This is a genomic window from Nocardiopsis halophila DSM 44494 (genome assembly GCF_000341245.1).
Taxonomy (GTDB): domain Bacteria; phylum Actinomycetota; class Actinomycetes; order Streptosporangiales; family Streptosporangiaceae; genus Nocardiopsis_A; species Nocardiopsis_A halophila.
The window spans coordinates 15,904-30,776 of sequence record NZ_ANAD01000102.1; the positions used below are offsets into that span (position 1 = coordinate 15,904).

Genomic DNA, 14,873 nt, shown 5'->3' on the forward strand with positions numbered 1-14,873 from the left:
AGGGGATGCCGCCAGGCGCCGAGCGGCGGGAGCGCCGCTGCAGGAGGGCGGCGGCCCGGGAGACCGGGCCGCCGCCCTCTTCGCGTCCGGGGCGGCAGGACCGCCCGCGGGTCACTCGGCCGTGGGCACCCCGATGCCGAAGGGGTCTGCGGTGATGCCCACCAGGTCGGCCACCGAGTTCATCACCTTGGTGGGCCGGTAGGGGAACAGGTCGGCGGTGTCCCGGCCGGAGATGCCCGACAGCACCAGCACCGTCTTCAGTCCCGCCTCGAGCCCCGAGCGCACGTCGGTGTCCATCCGGTCGCCGATCATGAGCGTGGACTCGGAGTGCGCGCCCAGGGCGCGCAGGGCCGAGCGCATCATCAGCGGGTTGGGCTTGCCGACGTAGTAGGGCGCGCGCCCGGTGACCCGCTCGATCAGCGCCGCGATCGCGCCGGTGGCCGGCAGCGAGCCCTCCTGGCTCGGACCCTTCTCGTCGGGGTTGGTGGCGATGAACCGCGCCCCGTTCTCCACCAGCCGGATGGCGCGGGTGATCGCCTCGAAGCTGTAGGTGCGGGTCTCGCCCAGCACCACGTAGTCGGGGTCGCGGTCGGTCAGCACGTAGCCGACGTTGTGCAGGGCCGTGGTCAGCCCCGACTCCCCCACCACGTACGCCGAGCCGCCGGGCCGCTGTTCGTCCAGGAACCGTGCGGTGGCCAGCGCGGAGGTCCAGATCGACTCCTCGGGGATGTCCAGGCCGGTGCGCTTGAGGCGCGCCCTCAGGTCCCGAGGCGTATAGATCGAGTTGTTGGTCAGCACCATGAAGCCGATGCCGCTCTCGCACAGCTCGGCGACGAAGGCGTCGGCGCCGGGGACGAGGTGCTCCTCGCGCACCAGCACCCCGTCCATGTCCATGAGGTAGTTCCACCGCGGTTCGTTGCTCACGCCTCAATTGTCCCCCGAGTCACGAGTGCATGCGCCCGGGACACCCGGAAAAGGCCTGGTTCGCCCGTATGGCGGGCGCTCCCGGAGCGGTTCGGGGCCGCTTCCGGGCGCGACCGGACCAAGGCGGGGCGGGGGACGACGGCGGGGGCGCCGGAGAGCGCCTCAGCCCGCGGCGCCGCCGTTCTCGGCGGGGTCGGTGACCACGCGGCCCTGGATGACCTTGCCGCTCCCGGGGCGGCCGGAGGGGCCCTTCGAGGAGCCGGACGGGGCGGAGGGGCCCGAGGGGCCGAAGGACCCGGGACCGGCGGTCGCCCCCATGGCGCGGGCGCGCCGGTCGGCCCAGGCCGAGAAGGCCCAGCGCAGCAGCGGCCGGGTGAAGGGCAGCGCCAGCAGCGCGCCCAGAGCGGCCGTGATGAACCCGGGGATGACCAGCAGGATGCCGCCCACCATGAGCATGAGCGCGCCCAGCATGCCGTCGCGGGAGCGGGCCGAGTCCCCCTCGCGCAGGGCCTTGGCCGTGGCCTGGGGGTCGCCGCCGGCGTCCCGGTAGGCCTGGGCCTGGGCGCGCAGGGTCTCCTCGAACTGGCGGTGGGCGCGGGTCCCGGCCCGGCGCAGCACGAGCACCCCGCTCGCGGTGAAGGCGAACAGCAGCGCGATGGTCCAGGGGACGCCGATCTGCCCGCCGACCGCGATCATCAGCCAGATCTCGGCGAACGGCAGCGCCATCAGCGCCAACACGATCAGCAGGGGCATGTCCACCATCCTCGGCGTCGCGGTCTTCGTCGGGGACAACGCGTGCGGCCGGCCCGTCGTTCCCGCGCCGGCGGGTTCACACCCGCTTCTCACCCTCCGCCGGGGACGCGGCGCGGGCGGTGCGGCCCCGGCGCGCGGCCACCGCCGCGGCGGCCAGGGCCCCCAGGGCCAGGGCGCACAGGGCCGCCTCGGGCAGCGCGCCCAGGCGGGTGGCGGGGGTCAGCCCCTCCATGGCGGGCAGCTCGGCGACCTGCCAGGCCCGTTCCGCCTCGGGCGAACGGTAGGTGAGCGTCCCGTCGGCGGCGACGAAGGCGCTCACCCCGCTGGTGGCGGCGACCACGGCGGGGCGGCCGTGCTCGACGGCGCGCAGCCGGGTGATGGCCAGCTGCTGGTCGCTCTGGCCGGTGAAGTTGTAGTTGGCGTTGTTGGTGGGCACCGCGATGATCCCGCCGCCCGCGGCCACCGCCTCGCGCAGCGGGCGGTCGAAGGCCACGTCGAAGCAGATGGCCGTGGCCAGGGTGGTGCCGCCGATCTCCAGGTCGCCCGGCTCGGTCCCGGGCACGGCGTCGGCGCCGACCCGGCGCAGCCGCTCCACGAACCGGGTGAAGAAGTCGCGGTAGGGGATGTACTCGCCGAAGGGCACCAGGTACCGCTTGGCGTAGTGCGCGCCGGGCCCCTCCTGCGGGCTCCACACCACGCTGCGGACCTCCCGCTCGGTGCCGTCGTCGCTGTAGTGGGAGATGCCGAAGAGCAGGGGCGCGTCGATGCGCCGGGCGGCCCGGTCGATGAGCTCGGCCGCCTCGGGGTCGGTGTAGGCGTCCAGGTCGCTGGCGTTCTCGGGGAGCACCACCAGGTCGGGCCGCTCGGCCTCGCCCGCGTCCACGGCGTCGGCGAGCTCCTCGACGGTGTCGACGTGGTTCTGCAGCACCTGCATGCGCTCGCCGGCGATGTCCATCTCGCCGACGTTGGGCACGTTGCCCTGGATCAGGGCGACGGTGGAGGTGCCGGTGGCCTGCGGTGCGCCGATGTGCGGGGCCGCGGCGCCGAACAGCGGCACGGCCACCGCCCCGGCCAGCAGCCCGGCCGGCAGGGCCAGGGCGCGCGCTCCGGCCCCCGGAGGGCGGGGGCGCAGGGCGCGCAGCAGCCCGGCCAGCAGCAGGGTCCCGCACAGCGCCACGGCGAAGGAGGCCAGCGGCGAGGAGCCGAGGGCGGCGTAACCGGAGAAGGGGGTGTCGGGCTGGGCGAAGGCGAGCTTGCCCCAGGGGAACCCGCCGAGCGGGAAGCGGGCGCGCACCGCCTCCTGCAGCACCCACACCGCCGCGGTCCACACGGGCCACCCCGGCAGCCGGGAGACGGCGGCCAGGGCCATGGCCATCGGGACGTAGTAGGCGGTCTCGGCGGCGGAGATGGCCAGCCACACGTCGACGCCGAACACGTCCTGCCACCGGATGAGCGGGACCATGAGCACCGCGCCGGACAGCAGGCCCAGCCAGGCGGCGCGGCGCAGGCGGACGCCGAGCACCGCCCAGCCCAGGAGGGCGACCGCGATCGGTCCGAGCCACCACAGGCCGTAGGGCGGCAGCGAGAACAGCTGGGCCAGACCGCTCCCGGCGGCGGCCGCGGCGCTCAGCAGGGCCGCGCGCGAGGGGCGGCGGGGGCGGCCTCCGGACCGGGGCCGCGGGGCGGCTCCGGTGCCCTCGGCGCCGCCGGCATCGGAGCGGGTGCCCTCGGCTACCACGTGCGGCTCGCTTTCCACCTGCGTCCCCGTGGCCCTGCGACGGGCCGGGGAGGGCGCGGGGCCGATGGGCCGCCGGCGCCGGGACGTCTGCTCTGCGGGGAGGGGGATGGCACGCGCCGGGCCCTGTGGGCCCCGGCACAGCGCAACAGTACCACCACCCCTGAACCGCCCCCGGAGGGCCTGGATCCCCGGCACAGGCGCCCGGAAGAGGCCGCGCCGAGGCCCCTCCACCGCCCGGCGGAGGCGCGTCCGCCGACCGGGACGGGGCCCGCACCGGACCGCACGGCCGGGGTTCTCCCCTCGGGGAGCGGGCCGCCCCCAGAACGGCAACCGCTGGAGAGGCGTACCGCCCGGCAGCCGTGGCCGGCGAGAAACCGGCACTGGTCACATCTCTGAGGGTGGGACAGGCCAGACTCCAAGGATGGCGCCCGCCGACGGCCGGGCGCCGATCGGGCGGCTCCTCCTGCGTCCATCCATCGTGGTGGAAGCACCACGATCGGCGGCCTGAAGTGGTGAGATCACCACGATCGATGGACGCTCTCCTTGGAGTTGCAGCATCCCCCGCGCTGCCCGGCGCGGAGGGCGCCCGTTCCGCAGGGGCACGGGCGGCCCGCCTCCGCGGGGTGGGGCGACCGGTGCGGCGGCGGTGTGCGGTGAGGCCGGAGAGAGGGTGGGTGCGGGCGGTTTCGGCCGCCGGCGACCAGATGGGCCCGCGCCCGGTCGGCGCAGGCGGGGAGGGACGCCCGGCGCGGGGTGCCGCGGCTCCCGTCCCCTGGCCTCCCCGCGCCTTCCGCTCATGCGGCGGGCGTCCTCCCCGGACGGCCGCCCCGTCGGGGCGGGGTATGGGGGGACGCGGAAAAGGCCCGAAACCACCCTTCGGACCGGATCCGTCTCGTCGGCGGCGAGCGCGGAGACCGTTGTCTACTGGATGTTCGGGCCTTTTCCGGGTCCAACCCCCCGCCCGGTCGCGGAACCCCGGCGCCTACCCGACCTCCGAGCGCACCTGGTGCGTGGTGCGGCGGCCGGTGGGGCACGCGCCGGACCGCTCGACCGGTCCGTCCAGTGCTGGACTGGTCAGTAGATTACCCAGACTCCGGCCCCTCCGCCGCAACCACCGCCGCCCGTGTCGGCCGATGACCGCCGGAAGGGCCCGGCGCGGGCACGCGAAGTGTCCGGAAAGGGATAACCGCCGACAGGCTAACGCACCCTGACGATTCGGCGCCACTTCGTCCGCAGGACGCCCCCCGGCCACCCCTCCGCGACCGCCCGCGCACGCGCTCCCCCTCCCCCCACTCCCCTCACAGCGACCGAAATCGGATCGAAATCGATCCCGCTATCGACAGGAACCGCCCGATCGTGTTCGATGTGATCGAAACGTCAGGTCGGATCGATCACGAGATCGGTCACTCACGGACACGGGAGCCCGAGCATGGCGAAAATCGTCCTCGACGGGGTCGACAAGGTCTACGCGGGCGGCGTCAAGGCCGTCGACGACCTCGACCTGGAGATCGCCGACGGCGAGTTCATGGTGCTGGTCGGCCCGTCGGGCTGCGGCAAGTCCACCGCCCTGCGGATGATCGCCGGCCTGGAGGAGATCACCGCCGGCGACCTGGTCATCGGCGAGGAGGTGGTCAACGACCGCCCGCCCAAGGACCGGGACATCGCGATGGTGTTCCAGAACTACGCCCTCTACCCGCACATGACGGTCGAGCAGAACCTGGCCTTCGGCCTGAAGCTGCGCAAGGTCGCCAAGCCCGAGATCCAGCGCCGGGTGCAGGAGGCCGCCGAGATGCTCGGCCTGGAGACCTACCTCAAGCGCAAACCGGCCGCCCTCTCCGGCGGCCAGCGCCAGCGCGTGGCCATGGGCCGCGCCATCGTCCGCGAGCCGCAGGCCTTCCTCATGGACGAGCCGCTGTCCAACCTGGACGCCAAGCTGCGCGTGCAGATGCGCGCCTCCCTGAACCAGCTGCACGAGCGCCTGGGCGTGACCACCGTCTACGTCACCCACGACCAGGTCGAGGCGATGACCCTGGGCGACCGGGTCGCGGTGCTGCGCGACGGCCGCCTGCAGCAGGTCGACACCCCCAAGAACCTGTTCAACCACCCGGTCAACCTGTTCGTCGCCGGGTTCATCGGCTCGCCGGCGATGAACTTCGTCATGGCCGAGCTGCAGCGCGACGGCGACGGGGCGGTGCTCAAGTTCGCCGACCAGGCCCTGAAGGTCCCCGCCGGCGTGGTCGCCTCCCGCGACGGGCTCAGCGACTACTTCGGCCGCCAGGTCATCCTGGGCATCCGCCCCTCCGACTTCGACGACGCCGCGCTCTCCTCGGGCGAGAGCCCGAGCATGCGCGTGACCGCCGACGTCACCGAGGAGCTGGGCACCGAGATCAACGTGATCTTCAGCGTGGACGCCCCGCCGGTGCAGCACGAGGAGGCCGCCGCGCTGGCCGCCGACCTCTCCGGGGACGGCGAGGACGCCGGCTCCGGGAGCGGGCTGCCGCTGGCCGGCGACAAGTCGGTGTTCACCGCGCGCGTCAACCCGCGCAGCGAGGTGACCCACGGGCAGCAGATCACGCTGTCGGTGGACGTCACCCAGCTGCACTTCTTCGACAAGGAGAGCGGCCTGGCCATCGGCCACCCGGACAACCGCTGAGGCCCGGTGCGCTGAGACCCGGAGCGGGGCCCTGAGAGCAGGGGCGGGGGCGCGCGGCGCCCCCGCCCCTTTCGCGTTCCGGGCCGGCGGCTACTTGACGGCCCCCGCCATCACCCCCTGGACGAAGTAGCGCTGGAAGGCGAAGAAGACCACCAGGGGCACCACCATCGAGATGAAGGCGCCCGAGGAGATCACGTCGATGTTGGCCCCGAACTGGCGCATCTCGGCCTGCAGGGCCTTGGTCATGGGCTGGTTGGCCGCGTCGGCGAACACCAGCGCCACCAGCAGGTCGTTCCACACCCACAGGAACTGGAAGATCGTCAGCGACGCGATCGCCGGACCGCCCAGGGGCAGGATCACCCGGCGGAAGATGGTCAGCTCCTTGCCGCCGTCCATCCGCGCCGCCTCCAGCAGGTCCCGGGGGATCGCCGCGAAGAAGTTGCGCAGCAGGAAGATGGCGAACGGCAGCCCGAAGCCCACGTGGAACAGCACCACGCCCACGATCGAGCCGTAGATGCCCGCCCCGCCGTAGAGCTGGGCGATGGGCACCAGCGCCACCTGGATGGGCACCACCAGCAGCGCCACCACGCCCAGGAAGAGCCAGTCCCGCCCGGGGAACTCCATCCACGCCAGCGCGTAGCCGGCCAGGGAGGCGATCACCACGATCAGCAGGGTCGAGGGGACGGTGATCAGCACCGTGTTCCAGAACGAGCCGACGAACACCGGGTTGTCCAGCAGGCCCGCGTAGTTGGCCAGGGTGAGCTCGGCCGGCCGGGCCAGCGCGGTCCACCACCCCGAGGCGGCGTTGTCGGCCGGGGTGCGCAGGCTGGAGACGAACAGGCCCAGGGTGGGCACCAGCCAGAACAGCGCGATGAGCACCAGCAGCACCTGCACCGCGCCAGACCCCAGCAGGGCCGCCGCCCGCGAGGCCGCCGAGCGGCGGGGCGCCCCCTCGCCCCCGTCCGGTTCCGGCGGCGGGTCCGGCCGCGCGTCGGGGGGAGCCGTGGCCGCGGCGTCGTCGCTCATGAGTTCTCCCGGCGGAACCGTCGGATCTGGAACACCATCGCGGGCACGACCAGCACCAGCAGGAACACCGCCAGCGCGCTGCCCAGCCCCTGGTCGTTGGCGCCGAAGGCGACCCGCCACATCTCCACCGCCAGCACGTTGGCGTCGGCCTGCACCGATCCGGGGGCGATGACGAAGACCAGGTCGAAGATCTTCAGCACATAGATCATCAGGGTCACGAACACCACCATCAGCACCGGCGAGAGCAGCGGCACCGTGACCCGGCGGAACACCTGCCACTCGGTGGCGCCGTCCACCCGCGCCGCCTCCAGGGCCTCGCGGGGGATCGCCGCGAGGCCGGCCGCGATGAGCACCATGGCGAAGCCCGCCCACACCCACAGGTAGGCGCCGATGATCGCCGGGGTGACGAGCGTGGGCCCCAGCCAGGTCACGCCCCGGTAGGGCTCGGCGAAGTTGCGCCCGTCCAGGACCACCGAGTACGCGCCGGGCTCCACGCCCTCGAAGGCGAAGGAGCCGTCGCCGCCGGCCCTCGCGGTGGCGGCGGTCGAGCCGTCGGCCTCGACCAGGCGCACCTGGACGCCGGGAAGGCCCCGCTCCTCCGGGTCGATCGCGCCCTCCTCGCCGCCACCGCCGGGCGTGAAGTCCAGCCAGACCGTTCCGGTGACCGCCTCCGGCCCCGCGTCCGGGGGCCCGGAGGCCGGTCCGGCCGAGGCGGGCAGGTCGTCGGCGGCCACCCCCACGAGCGGGAGCGCGACCCCCTCACCCGGCGCCGCCTCGGCCTCCAGCCGGTAGCCGCCCTCGGGGCCCTCGGCCAGGCCCGCCCCCTCGCGCGGGCGGGCGTCGGGGTAGGCCCCCGCAGGGGCGACGGTGTCCTGCACGGTGGTGATCACCGCATTGGCCAGCCCGCGCTCGGGGTCCTGCTCGTAGACCAGGCGGAAGATGACGCCGGAGGCCAGGAAGGACACGGCCATCGGCATGAACACCACGAGCTTGAACGCGGTGGCCCAGCGGATCCGCTCGGTCAGCACCGCGAAGATCAGCCCGGCGACGGTCACGGCGATCGGCGCCACCACCACCCACACCACGTTGTTGCGCAGCGCCACGAACGTGGGCGGGTTGGTGAACATCCGCAGGTAGTTCTCCAGTCCCACGAACGTGGTGCCGGAGGCGTCCCACAGGCTCCGGTACACCGAGAACCCGATGGGATAGAGCATGTAGGCGCCCAGGAACAGCAGGGCCGGCAGCAGGAAGGCCAGCGCCAGCCAGCCCGGGGGGCCCAACGCCCCCGCGCGCCCGGGCTCCTGGGGCCCGGGCTCCTCGCCGGCCGCAGGGCCGCCCGGTGCGGCGCCTCCCGCCTCCGGCGGCTGTGAGGTCTCGGCCATCGCGGTGCGGCGCGGCGCGCCCTCGCGGTGCGCCGCGCGCCCTCCTCTCCGCTGTCGCTGGTGCCGGGGGAGGCGGGCCCGGCGGCCCCGGGGTGCGGGGGCCGCCGGACCCGGCCGGGGTCAGGACGCCTCTTGCGCGGCGTCCTCCAGCTCCTGGGCGGCGGCCTCGGGGTCGCCCGGGTCGCGCAGGAAGTCCTGCAGCGCGGCCCACATGCCGCGCCCCTCGGTGGCCCCGAACCGACTGGGCACCTGGTCGGACATGTCGTAGCGGACGTCCTCGCCGGCGTCCAGGACGGTCTGGGCGAGCTGCCGGGTGAAGTCGTCGTCGTAGGCGTCGGGCTGCACCTGGGAGTTGGCCGACAGGTAGCCGCCCAGGCCGGCCCAGGTGCTCTGGGCCTCCGGGGAGGCCAGGTAGGCCAGCAGCTCCTGGGTGCCCTCGTTCTCGCTCATCGCCACCGCGATGTCGCCGCCGACCACCACCGGCGCGGCCTCGCCGACCGAGGGGAAGGGGAACGCCCGGGCGTCCTCGCCCACGGTCGCCCCGGCCTCGGTCGCGCTGGCCGCGACGAAGTCGGCCTCGTAGACCATGGCCGCCTCCTGCTGCCCGTAGACCTGGGTGACGCAGGTGGGGAAGTCGGTCTGCACGGCCCCGGAGGTGCCGCCGACCATGTAGTCCGGCTCGCCCCACACCTCGCCCAGGGTCTCCAGGGCCTGGACCACCGACTCGTCGGTCCAGGGGATCTCGTGCGCGGTCAGCCGGTCGTAGTTCTCCGGCCCGGCCTGGGACAGGTAGACGTTCTCGAACCAGTCGGTCAGCGTCCAGCCCGAGGCCCCGCACATCGCGAAGGGCGTCTCGCCGGCGTCGGAGAGGGTGGAGGCCGTGGTGCCGACCATGTCGTCCCAGGTCTGCGGGGGCTGCACCCCGGCGGCGTCGAAGGCGTCGGGGCGGTACCACACGATCGACTTGTGGGCCGCCTTGAGCAGGATGCCGTACGGTTCGCCGTCCACCGAGCCCAGGTCGCGCCAGTAGTCGGTGTAGTTCGACTCCAGCGCCGAGGCCGCGTCGCCGGACAGCGGCACCAGGGCGTCCTGGGCGGCGTACTCCTCCAGCAGCCCCGGCTGGGGCAGCAGCGCCACGTCCGGCGGCTCGCCCGCCTCGATCTTGGGCCCCAGGTAGGCGCCGGTGTCCTCGCCCGTGGGCTCGTACTCGACGGTGGCGCCGGTCTCCTCCTCGAAGGCGCTGAGCACCTCCACGAAGTTCTCCTGCTCCACCCCGGTCCACTTTGCGGCGACCTTCAGCTGCACGCCCTGCAGGTCGCCTCCGCCCGGCGCGCCGCCGCCGTCGCCGGGCGCGCACCCGGCAGCGACCAGCGCCCCGGCCGCGGCCAGCGCCACGCCGCCGCGCGCACTCCACCTGTGCTCAGTCATCGCCCACCTCTCTGGGGTCCGCGTCCCCGGGCTCCCCCCAGATCCCGGCGCCGCTCTCGGGGTCGAAGAAGTACAGTCGGCCGGTGTCCACCCGGATCCGCACCGGCGCGCCCTCGGCCACCCGTGAACGGGGGCTGAACTTGGCGATCACGGTGCCCTCGCCGGGCACCTCCCCCTCGTCGGCCCCGGCGTCACGGGCCAGCTCGCGGGTGTCGTCGGTGACCACCGGCGGCGCCGAGAGCACGAAGTGCACCAGCAGCTCGGCGCCGAGCGCCTCGACCAGGTCGGCCGTGGAGGCCAGCACCGCCGCGCCGCCGGACGCGCCGCCCGCGCCCTCCAGGTCGGCGTCCTCCATGTCCTCGGGGCGGATGCCCACGGCGATGTCGCGCCCCAGGTAGCCGCGCAGGGCCGGGCGCTCGTCCAGCAGCGCGTGCGGCACGCCCAGGGCCTGGTCGCCCAGGTGCAGGACGGCACCGTCCCCGTCGCCCTCCAGGCGCCCCTGGAGCAGGTTCATCGCCGGCGACCCGATGAACCCGGCCACGAAGAGGTTCACCGGCCGCTCGTAGAGCTCCTGGGGCGGGGCGACCTGCTGCAGGACGCCCTTCTTCATCACCGCCACCCGGTCGCCCAGGGTCATCGCCTCCACCTGGTCGTGGGTGACGTAGACGGTGGTCACGCCCAGGTCGCGCTGGATGCGGGAGATCTCGGCGCGCATCTGCACCCGCAGCTTGGCGTCCAGGTTGGACAGCGGCTCGTCCATCAGGAAGGCCTGCGGGTTGCGCACGATGGCCCGCCCCATGGCCACGCGCTGGCGCTGGCCGCCCGAGAGGTTGCGGGGCTTGCGGTCCAGGTGGTCGGTCAGGCCGAGGGTCGCGGCGGCCTTGGCCACCCGCTCGGCGATCTCGGCCTTGGGCATGCTCCGCAGCTGCAGGCCGAAGGCGATGTTGTCCCGGACGCTCAGGTGCGGGTACAGGGCGTAGCTCTGGAAGACCATGGCCACGTCCCGGTCACGGGCGGAGACCCGGTTGACGGTGCGCTCGCCGATGGCCACGGTGCCGCGGCTGATCTCCTCGAGGCCGGCCACCATCCGCAGGGCGGTGGTCTTGCCGCACCCGGAGGGCCCTACCAGCACCAGGAGCTCGCCCTCGGCGATGTCCAGGCTCAGGTCGTCGACCGCGCGCGTGCCGTCGGGGTAGATCTTGTAAACGCCGTCCAAGCGGACATTGGCCACGTTGCGCCTCCACCCGACCCGAGTCGTACGGCGCGCACCGCCTCCTCCTCGGAAACGGCCGGTCTCCTCACCGGTTCTCCTCGGGGCGGGACACGCTGTGCCGTGGACCACATCGGCTCCACGCCATTGTGGTATCAGGCGAAGTCCCGCCTTAACAGTGATCGGGGGACGCCTGTTACGAATCTGTTTCCCTCGGCGCAAACCGGATTCCGCGCCCGTGGCCGGTTGCGGACGCACGGGCGCGGAACGGGGGGCGCAGGGCCCCTGCCGGGGACCGGAGGCCCCCCGCCGGACCTCAGCGGTCGCCGGTGAGCGAGCGGCCGACCACCATGCGCTGGATCTGGTTGGTGCCCTCGACGATCTGCAGGACCTTCGCCTCGCGCATGTAGCGCTCGACGGGGAAGTCGCGGGTGTAGCCGTAGCCGCCGAAGACCTGCACGGCGTCGGTGGAGACCTGCATCGCCGTGTCGGTGGCGAAGAGCTTGGCCATCGCGGCCTGGGTACCGAAGGGGCGCCCGGCGTCGCGGCGCCGGGCGGCCGCCAGGTACAGCTCGCGGGAGGCCTCCACCTTGGTGGCCATGTCCGCGAGCATGAAGGACAGCCCCTGGTGCTCTGCGATGGCGCGGCCGAACTGCCGCCGCTCCTTGGCGTACTCCACGGCGGCGTCCAGCGCGGCCTGGGCCACGCCCACCGCGCAGGCGGCGATGCCGAGCCGCCCCGAGTCCAGGGCGGACAGGGCGATGGAGAAGCCGGAGCCCTCCTCCCCCACCAGGGCGTCGGCCGGCACCCGGACGCCGTCGAAGCGCACGACGGCGGTGGGCGAGGCGGACATGCCCATCTTGCGCTCGGGGGCGTCGGCGGCCACGCCGGGGGTGTCGGCGGGCACGTGCAGGCAGCTGATGCCCGAGGCGCCGGGACCGCCGGTGCGCGCGAAGAGGGTGTAGAAGTCGGCGGCTCCGCCGTGGGTGATCCAGGACTTGGCGCCTTCGACGGTGTAGCCGTCGGCGGGGGCGGAGGGGTCGGCCACCGCGCGGGTGGAAAGGGCGGAGGCGTCGGAGCCGGAGTGCGCCTCGGAGAGGCAGTAGGCGCCGAGGAGGCCGCCGCCGAGCATGTCGGGCAGAAGGCGGTCCTTCAGCTCCGGGGACCCGGAGGAGGCCACCGGGTAGCAGGAGAGGGTGTGCACGCTCAGGCCCAGGCCGACGGCGAGCCAGGCGGAGGCCAGCTCCTCGACGACCTGGAGGTAGACCTCGTAGGGCTGGTCGCCGCCGCCGTACTCGGAGGGGTAGGGCAGCCCGAGCAGCCCGGAGCTCCCGAGCAGCCGGAACAGGTCGCGGGGGAACTCGGCGCGCTCCTCCCCTTCCGCCGCCCGCGGGGCGATCTCCTTGCCCGCGAGATCGCGGACGAGCCCGAGGAGGTCCTCCCCCTCGGGGGTGGGCAGCGTGCGCTCAACGGCCATGTCGTTCCCTAACCAAGTCGCGCGGGGACACCGAGATATTTGGTCGTCCTACTATATGGTGACATGCGGCACTGTAGCCCATGCAGGTACGAAGGGGGCCTTCGGGGGCACGACTACTGCCGACCGGCCGCACCACGACGGACCGGGCGCCGTCTACCCGACGCCGATCACGGCCACATCCGGCGCCTCGTACGCGGAGAGCTGGACCACGGCGAACTCCGTTCCATCCGGGACATCGAAGACGACCTCGTACTCCGTCGAGGTGCCCGGGTTGATGTCTTCAGCGAACGAACAGATGTCCCAGGACGTCTCAAAGGCCCTGCCGTCCTCGGTCCAGCCGGTCACCTCCCCGGGGTCCACGGCCGGCATCGATGCTTCCGTTCCGGTGTTCGTCGCCGTGACTCCGAGGACGATGAACCGGTCCCCCGAGGGGTGGTGGGTCTCCCCGCAGTCCTCGTCCTTGTACGCGCCGACCGTGTCGGTGCCGTCGATCTCGTACTCGAACAGGCCGTCCGAGGGGCCGGTCGCCTCCGGGGCACCGGCGCCGACCTCGTCGCCCGCCCCCTCGGGTTCAGCCTCCTCCTCGACCGGCTCCCCCCGCCCCCNCTCCGGCCGACTCCTCTTCGAGGTCCCCCGCGACATCGGACAGAGAGGCGGCAAGATAGGCCTGATAGGCGAACCATCCCCCGAGAAAACCGACGGCGAGCGCTACTGACGCGGAAATGCACGCCGTAAGGATGAGCCTCATCTCCATGAGGGCCCCCTTGCCCAGGTCGGGGGTGCCACGTATGCACTCCCAGACATCAAGGCTACATCTTTCGAGGTGAAAAGGGCAGACGAGGAAAACCCCCGTCGACATCCACGTCTTCCACCGCATTTCACCCTGTGAGGCTCCTATCGTGGAGCCCCGGATCAGAGCAGGCGGCGAACCGGCCGAATGGAGACGGAAGGGGGCGCCCCGTTCCCGATGCCCGCCCGCCGCTATCCCTCCAACAGCCTCTCCAAGCGTTCGGCGGCGCCGTCCCAGGTCCAGGCGTGGTCGACGCGCTTCCTGCCCGCCTCGCCCATCGCCTTCGCCCTCGATCCGCTCGTCAGGACCCGGGTGATGCGGTCGGCGATCTCCCTGGCGTCGCCGCCGTCCACCACGTACCCGGTCGTCCCGTGGGCCACGGTCTCCGGCGCGCCCCCGGACGAGCCCGCCAGCACCGGCAGGCCGCACGACGCCGCCTCCAGGAACACGATCCCCAGCCCCTCGGCCTCCAGGCCCAGCCTCCGCGTCCGGCAGGGCATCGCGAACAGGTCCGCGGCCGCGTAGTAGGGCGGCATGGACGCGTGCGCCACCGTGCCGGCGAAGACCACCTCGCCCTCCACGCCCGTCCACGCCGCCAGCCGCCGCAGCCGCTCCCGGTCCGGGCCGTCGCCGACCACCAGCAGCCGCGCGTCCGGAATGCGCGCCCGCACCCACGGCATCGCCTGGATCAGCGCGTCCACGCCCTTGCGGGGCACCAGCCGGGACGCGCTCAGCACCACCGGCCCCTCCCCCAGGCCGTGCCGCTCCCGGACCTCCGCGCCGTCGCCGCCCGGTCGGAACAGCCCCGTGTCCACGCCCGGCGCCAGCCGCACCATCCGCTCCCGCGCCGCCGGCGACAGGGCGGGCGCGATCGCGTCCCGGGTGTACCCCCCGATGTAGGTCAGGTGGTCCACGCCCTCGCCGATGCGCCGCAGCAGCCGCCGCGTCGCCGGCAGCCGCGCCCACCACGCCTCGTGCCCGTGGGTGAGCCCCACGATCCTGTGCACCCCGCCGTCGCGGCGCAGCCGCCCGGCCATGAGCCCCAGCGGCGCCGCCGCGCCGAACACCACCCGGGTGCAGCCGCGCTCGGCCGCCAGCTCCGCCGCCCGGCGGGCCACCCGGGGCGTGGGCAGCAGCATCGCGGTGTCGACCCGCACCACCTCGAACGGCTGACGGCGGTCGAACCGCTCGGGGCCCTCCCCCGCCGTGCCGCCGCGCCGCCCCGAGGCCAGCACGGTCACCCCGGTGCCGTCCGGCCCGGCCAGGCGCCGCGCGATCTCGTAGGCGAACACCTCGATCCCGCCCTCGCGGGGCGGGAAGTCGTTGGTGACCATCAGTGTGCGCTCAGGCATCGACGACGTCCGTTCCTCTCACGGTCGGGCGCCCGTCGCGCCCCTGTCCGCATGTTCGAGGACCATCCCCGCCGCTTCCCGGTGCCACACCGTCCCGGGCGCCACGCGGGCCTTCCGTCCCGAAGCGGCTCCCCTGGTCC

The 14,873-nt window shown here is 73.8% G+C and carries 10 protein-coding genes; 1 reads left to right on the forward strand and 9 read right to left on the reverse strand.

Annotated elements, in window-relative coordinates; all coding sequences use genetic code 11:
• Nucleotides 1-111: 111 nt before the first annotated feature.
• From D450_RS0113030 to lnt, 3 genes are all read right to left on the reverse strand, one after another.
• The gene (locus D450_RS0113030; protein ID WP_017539109.1) at nucleotides 112-894 is read right to left on the reverse strand and encodes an HAD-IIA family hydrolase; all 783 of its coding nucleotides are present in this window, start codon (nucleotides 892-894) and stop codon (nucleotides 112-114) included.
• A 192-nt stretch (nucleotides 895-1,086) separates the two neighbouring features.
• Nucleotides 1,087-1,677 carry an FxsA family protein gene (locus D450_RS0113035; protein WP_026128521.1) on the reverse strand — a complete coding sequence of 197 codons (591 nt, stop codon included), beginning with the start codon at nucleotides 1,675-1,677 and terminating at the stop codon, nucleotides 1,087-1,089.
• 76 nt (nucleotides 1,678-1,753) lie between these two features.
• The gene (gene lnt, locus D450_RS0113040; protein WP_017539111.1) at nucleotides 1,754-3,415 is read right to left on the reverse strand and encodes an apolipoprotein N-acyltransferase; all 1,662 of its coding nucleotides are present in this window, start codon (nucleotides 3,413-3,415) and stop codon (nucleotides 1,754-1,756) included.
• A 1,429-nt stretch (nucleotides 3,416-4,844) separates the two neighbouring features.
• Here lnt and D450_RS0113045 point away from each other — a divergent pair.
• Nucleotides 4,845-6,068, forward strand: coding sequence for an ABC transporter ATP-binding protein (locus D450_RS0113045; RefSeq protein ID WP_017539112.1), 1,224 nt, complete (start codon nucleotides 4,845-4,847; stop codon nucleotides 6,066-6,068).
• 90 nt (nucleotides 6,069-6,158) lie between these two features.
• Here the strand turns inward: D450_RS0113045 and D450_RS0113050 are convergent, their stop codons facing one another.
• The 6 genes from D450_RS0113050 to D450_RS0113080 all read right to left on the reverse strand — a co-directional run bounded on the left by D450_RS0113050 (nucleotide 6,159) and on the right by D450_RS0113080 (nucleotide 14,733).
• Nucleotides 6,159-7,094: a carbohydrate ABC transporter permease gene (locus D450_RS0113050; RefSeq protein ID WP_017539113.1), complete on the reverse strand. Its 936-nt coding sequence runs from the start codon at nucleotides 7,092-7,094 to the stop codon at nucleotides 6,159-6,161.
• The gene (locus D450_RS0113055) at nucleotides 7,091-8,476 is read right to left on the reverse strand and encodes an ABC transporter permease (protein WP_017539114.1); all 1,386 of its coding nucleotides are present in this window, start codon (nucleotides 8,474-8,476) and stop codon (nucleotides 7,091-7,093) included. Before D450_RS0113055 ends, D450_RS0113050 begins: the two co-directional genes overlap by 4 nt.
• Before the next feature lie 120 nt (nucleotides 8,477-8,596).
• Nucleotides 8,597-9,904, reverse strand: a complete 1,308-nt coding sequence (locus D450_RS0113060; protein WP_193789663.1) for an ABC transporter substrate-binding protein — start codon at nucleotides 9,902-9,904, stop codon at nucleotides 8,597-8,599.
• Entirely contained in the window at nucleotides 9,897-11,135 is a 1,239-nt protein-coding gene (locus D450_RS0113065; RefSeq protein WP_017539116.1) for an ABC transporter ATP-binding protein, read from the reverse strand. Before D450_RS0113065 ends, D450_RS0113060 begins: the two co-directional genes overlap by 8 nt.
• A 295-nt stretch (nucleotides 11,136-11,430) precedes the next feature.
• Nucleotides 11,431-12,591: an acyl-CoA dehydrogenase family protein gene (locus D450_RS0113070; RefSeq protein ID WP_017539117.1), complete on the reverse strand. Its 1,161-nt coding sequence runs from the start codon at nucleotides 12,589-12,591 to the stop codon at nucleotides 11,431-11,433.
• 981 nt (nucleotides 12,592-13,572) lie between these two features.
• Nucleotides 13,573-14,733 carry a glycosyltransferase family 4 protein gene (locus D450_RS0113080; protein WP_017539119.1) on the reverse strand — a complete coding sequence of 387 codons (1,161 nt, stop codon included), beginning with the start codon at nucleotides 14,731-14,733 and terminating at the stop codon, nucleotides 13,573-13,575.
• Between the last annotated feature and the right edge of the window lie 140 nt (nucleotides 14,734-14,873).

What these genes read in the sequence shown, in the direction of transcription:
- D450_RS0113030 (WP_017539109.1), bottom strand. Translation starts at nt 894, where the DNA reads ATGGACATGGACGGGGTGCTGGTGCGCGAGGAGCACCTCGTCCCCGGC.
- D450_RS0113035 (WP_026128521.1), bottom strand. Translation starts at nt 1,677, where the DNA reads ATGCCCCTGCTGATCGTGTTGGCGCTGATGGCGCTGCCGTTCGCCGAG.
- D450_RS0113045 (WP_017539112.1), top strand. Translation starts at nt 4,845, where the DNA reads ATGGCGAAAATCGTCCTCGACGGGGTCGACAAGGTCTACGCGGGCGGC.
- D450_RS0113050 (WP_017539113.1), bottom strand. Translation starts at nt 7,094, where the DNA reads ATGAGCGACGACGCCGCGGCCACGGCTCCCCCCGACGCGCGGCCGGAC.
- D450_RS0113055 (WP_017539114.1), bottom strand. Translation starts at nt 8,476, where the DNA reads ATGGCCGAGACCTCACAGCCGCCGGAGGCGGGAGGCGCCGCACCGGGC.
- D450_RS0113060 (WP_193789663.1), bottom strand. Translation starts at nt 9,904, where the DNA reads ATGACTGAGCACAGGTGGAGTGCGCGCGGCGGCGTGGCGCTGGCCGCG.
- D450_RS0113070 (WP_017539117.1), bottom strand. Translation starts at nt 12,591, where the DNA reads ATGGCCGTTGAGCGCACGCTGCCCACCCCCGAGGGGGAGGACCTCCTC.
- D450_RS0113080 (WP_017539119.1), bottom strand. Translation starts at nt 14,733, where the DNA reads ATGCCTGAGCGCACACTGATGGTCACCAACGACTTCCCGCCCCGCGAG.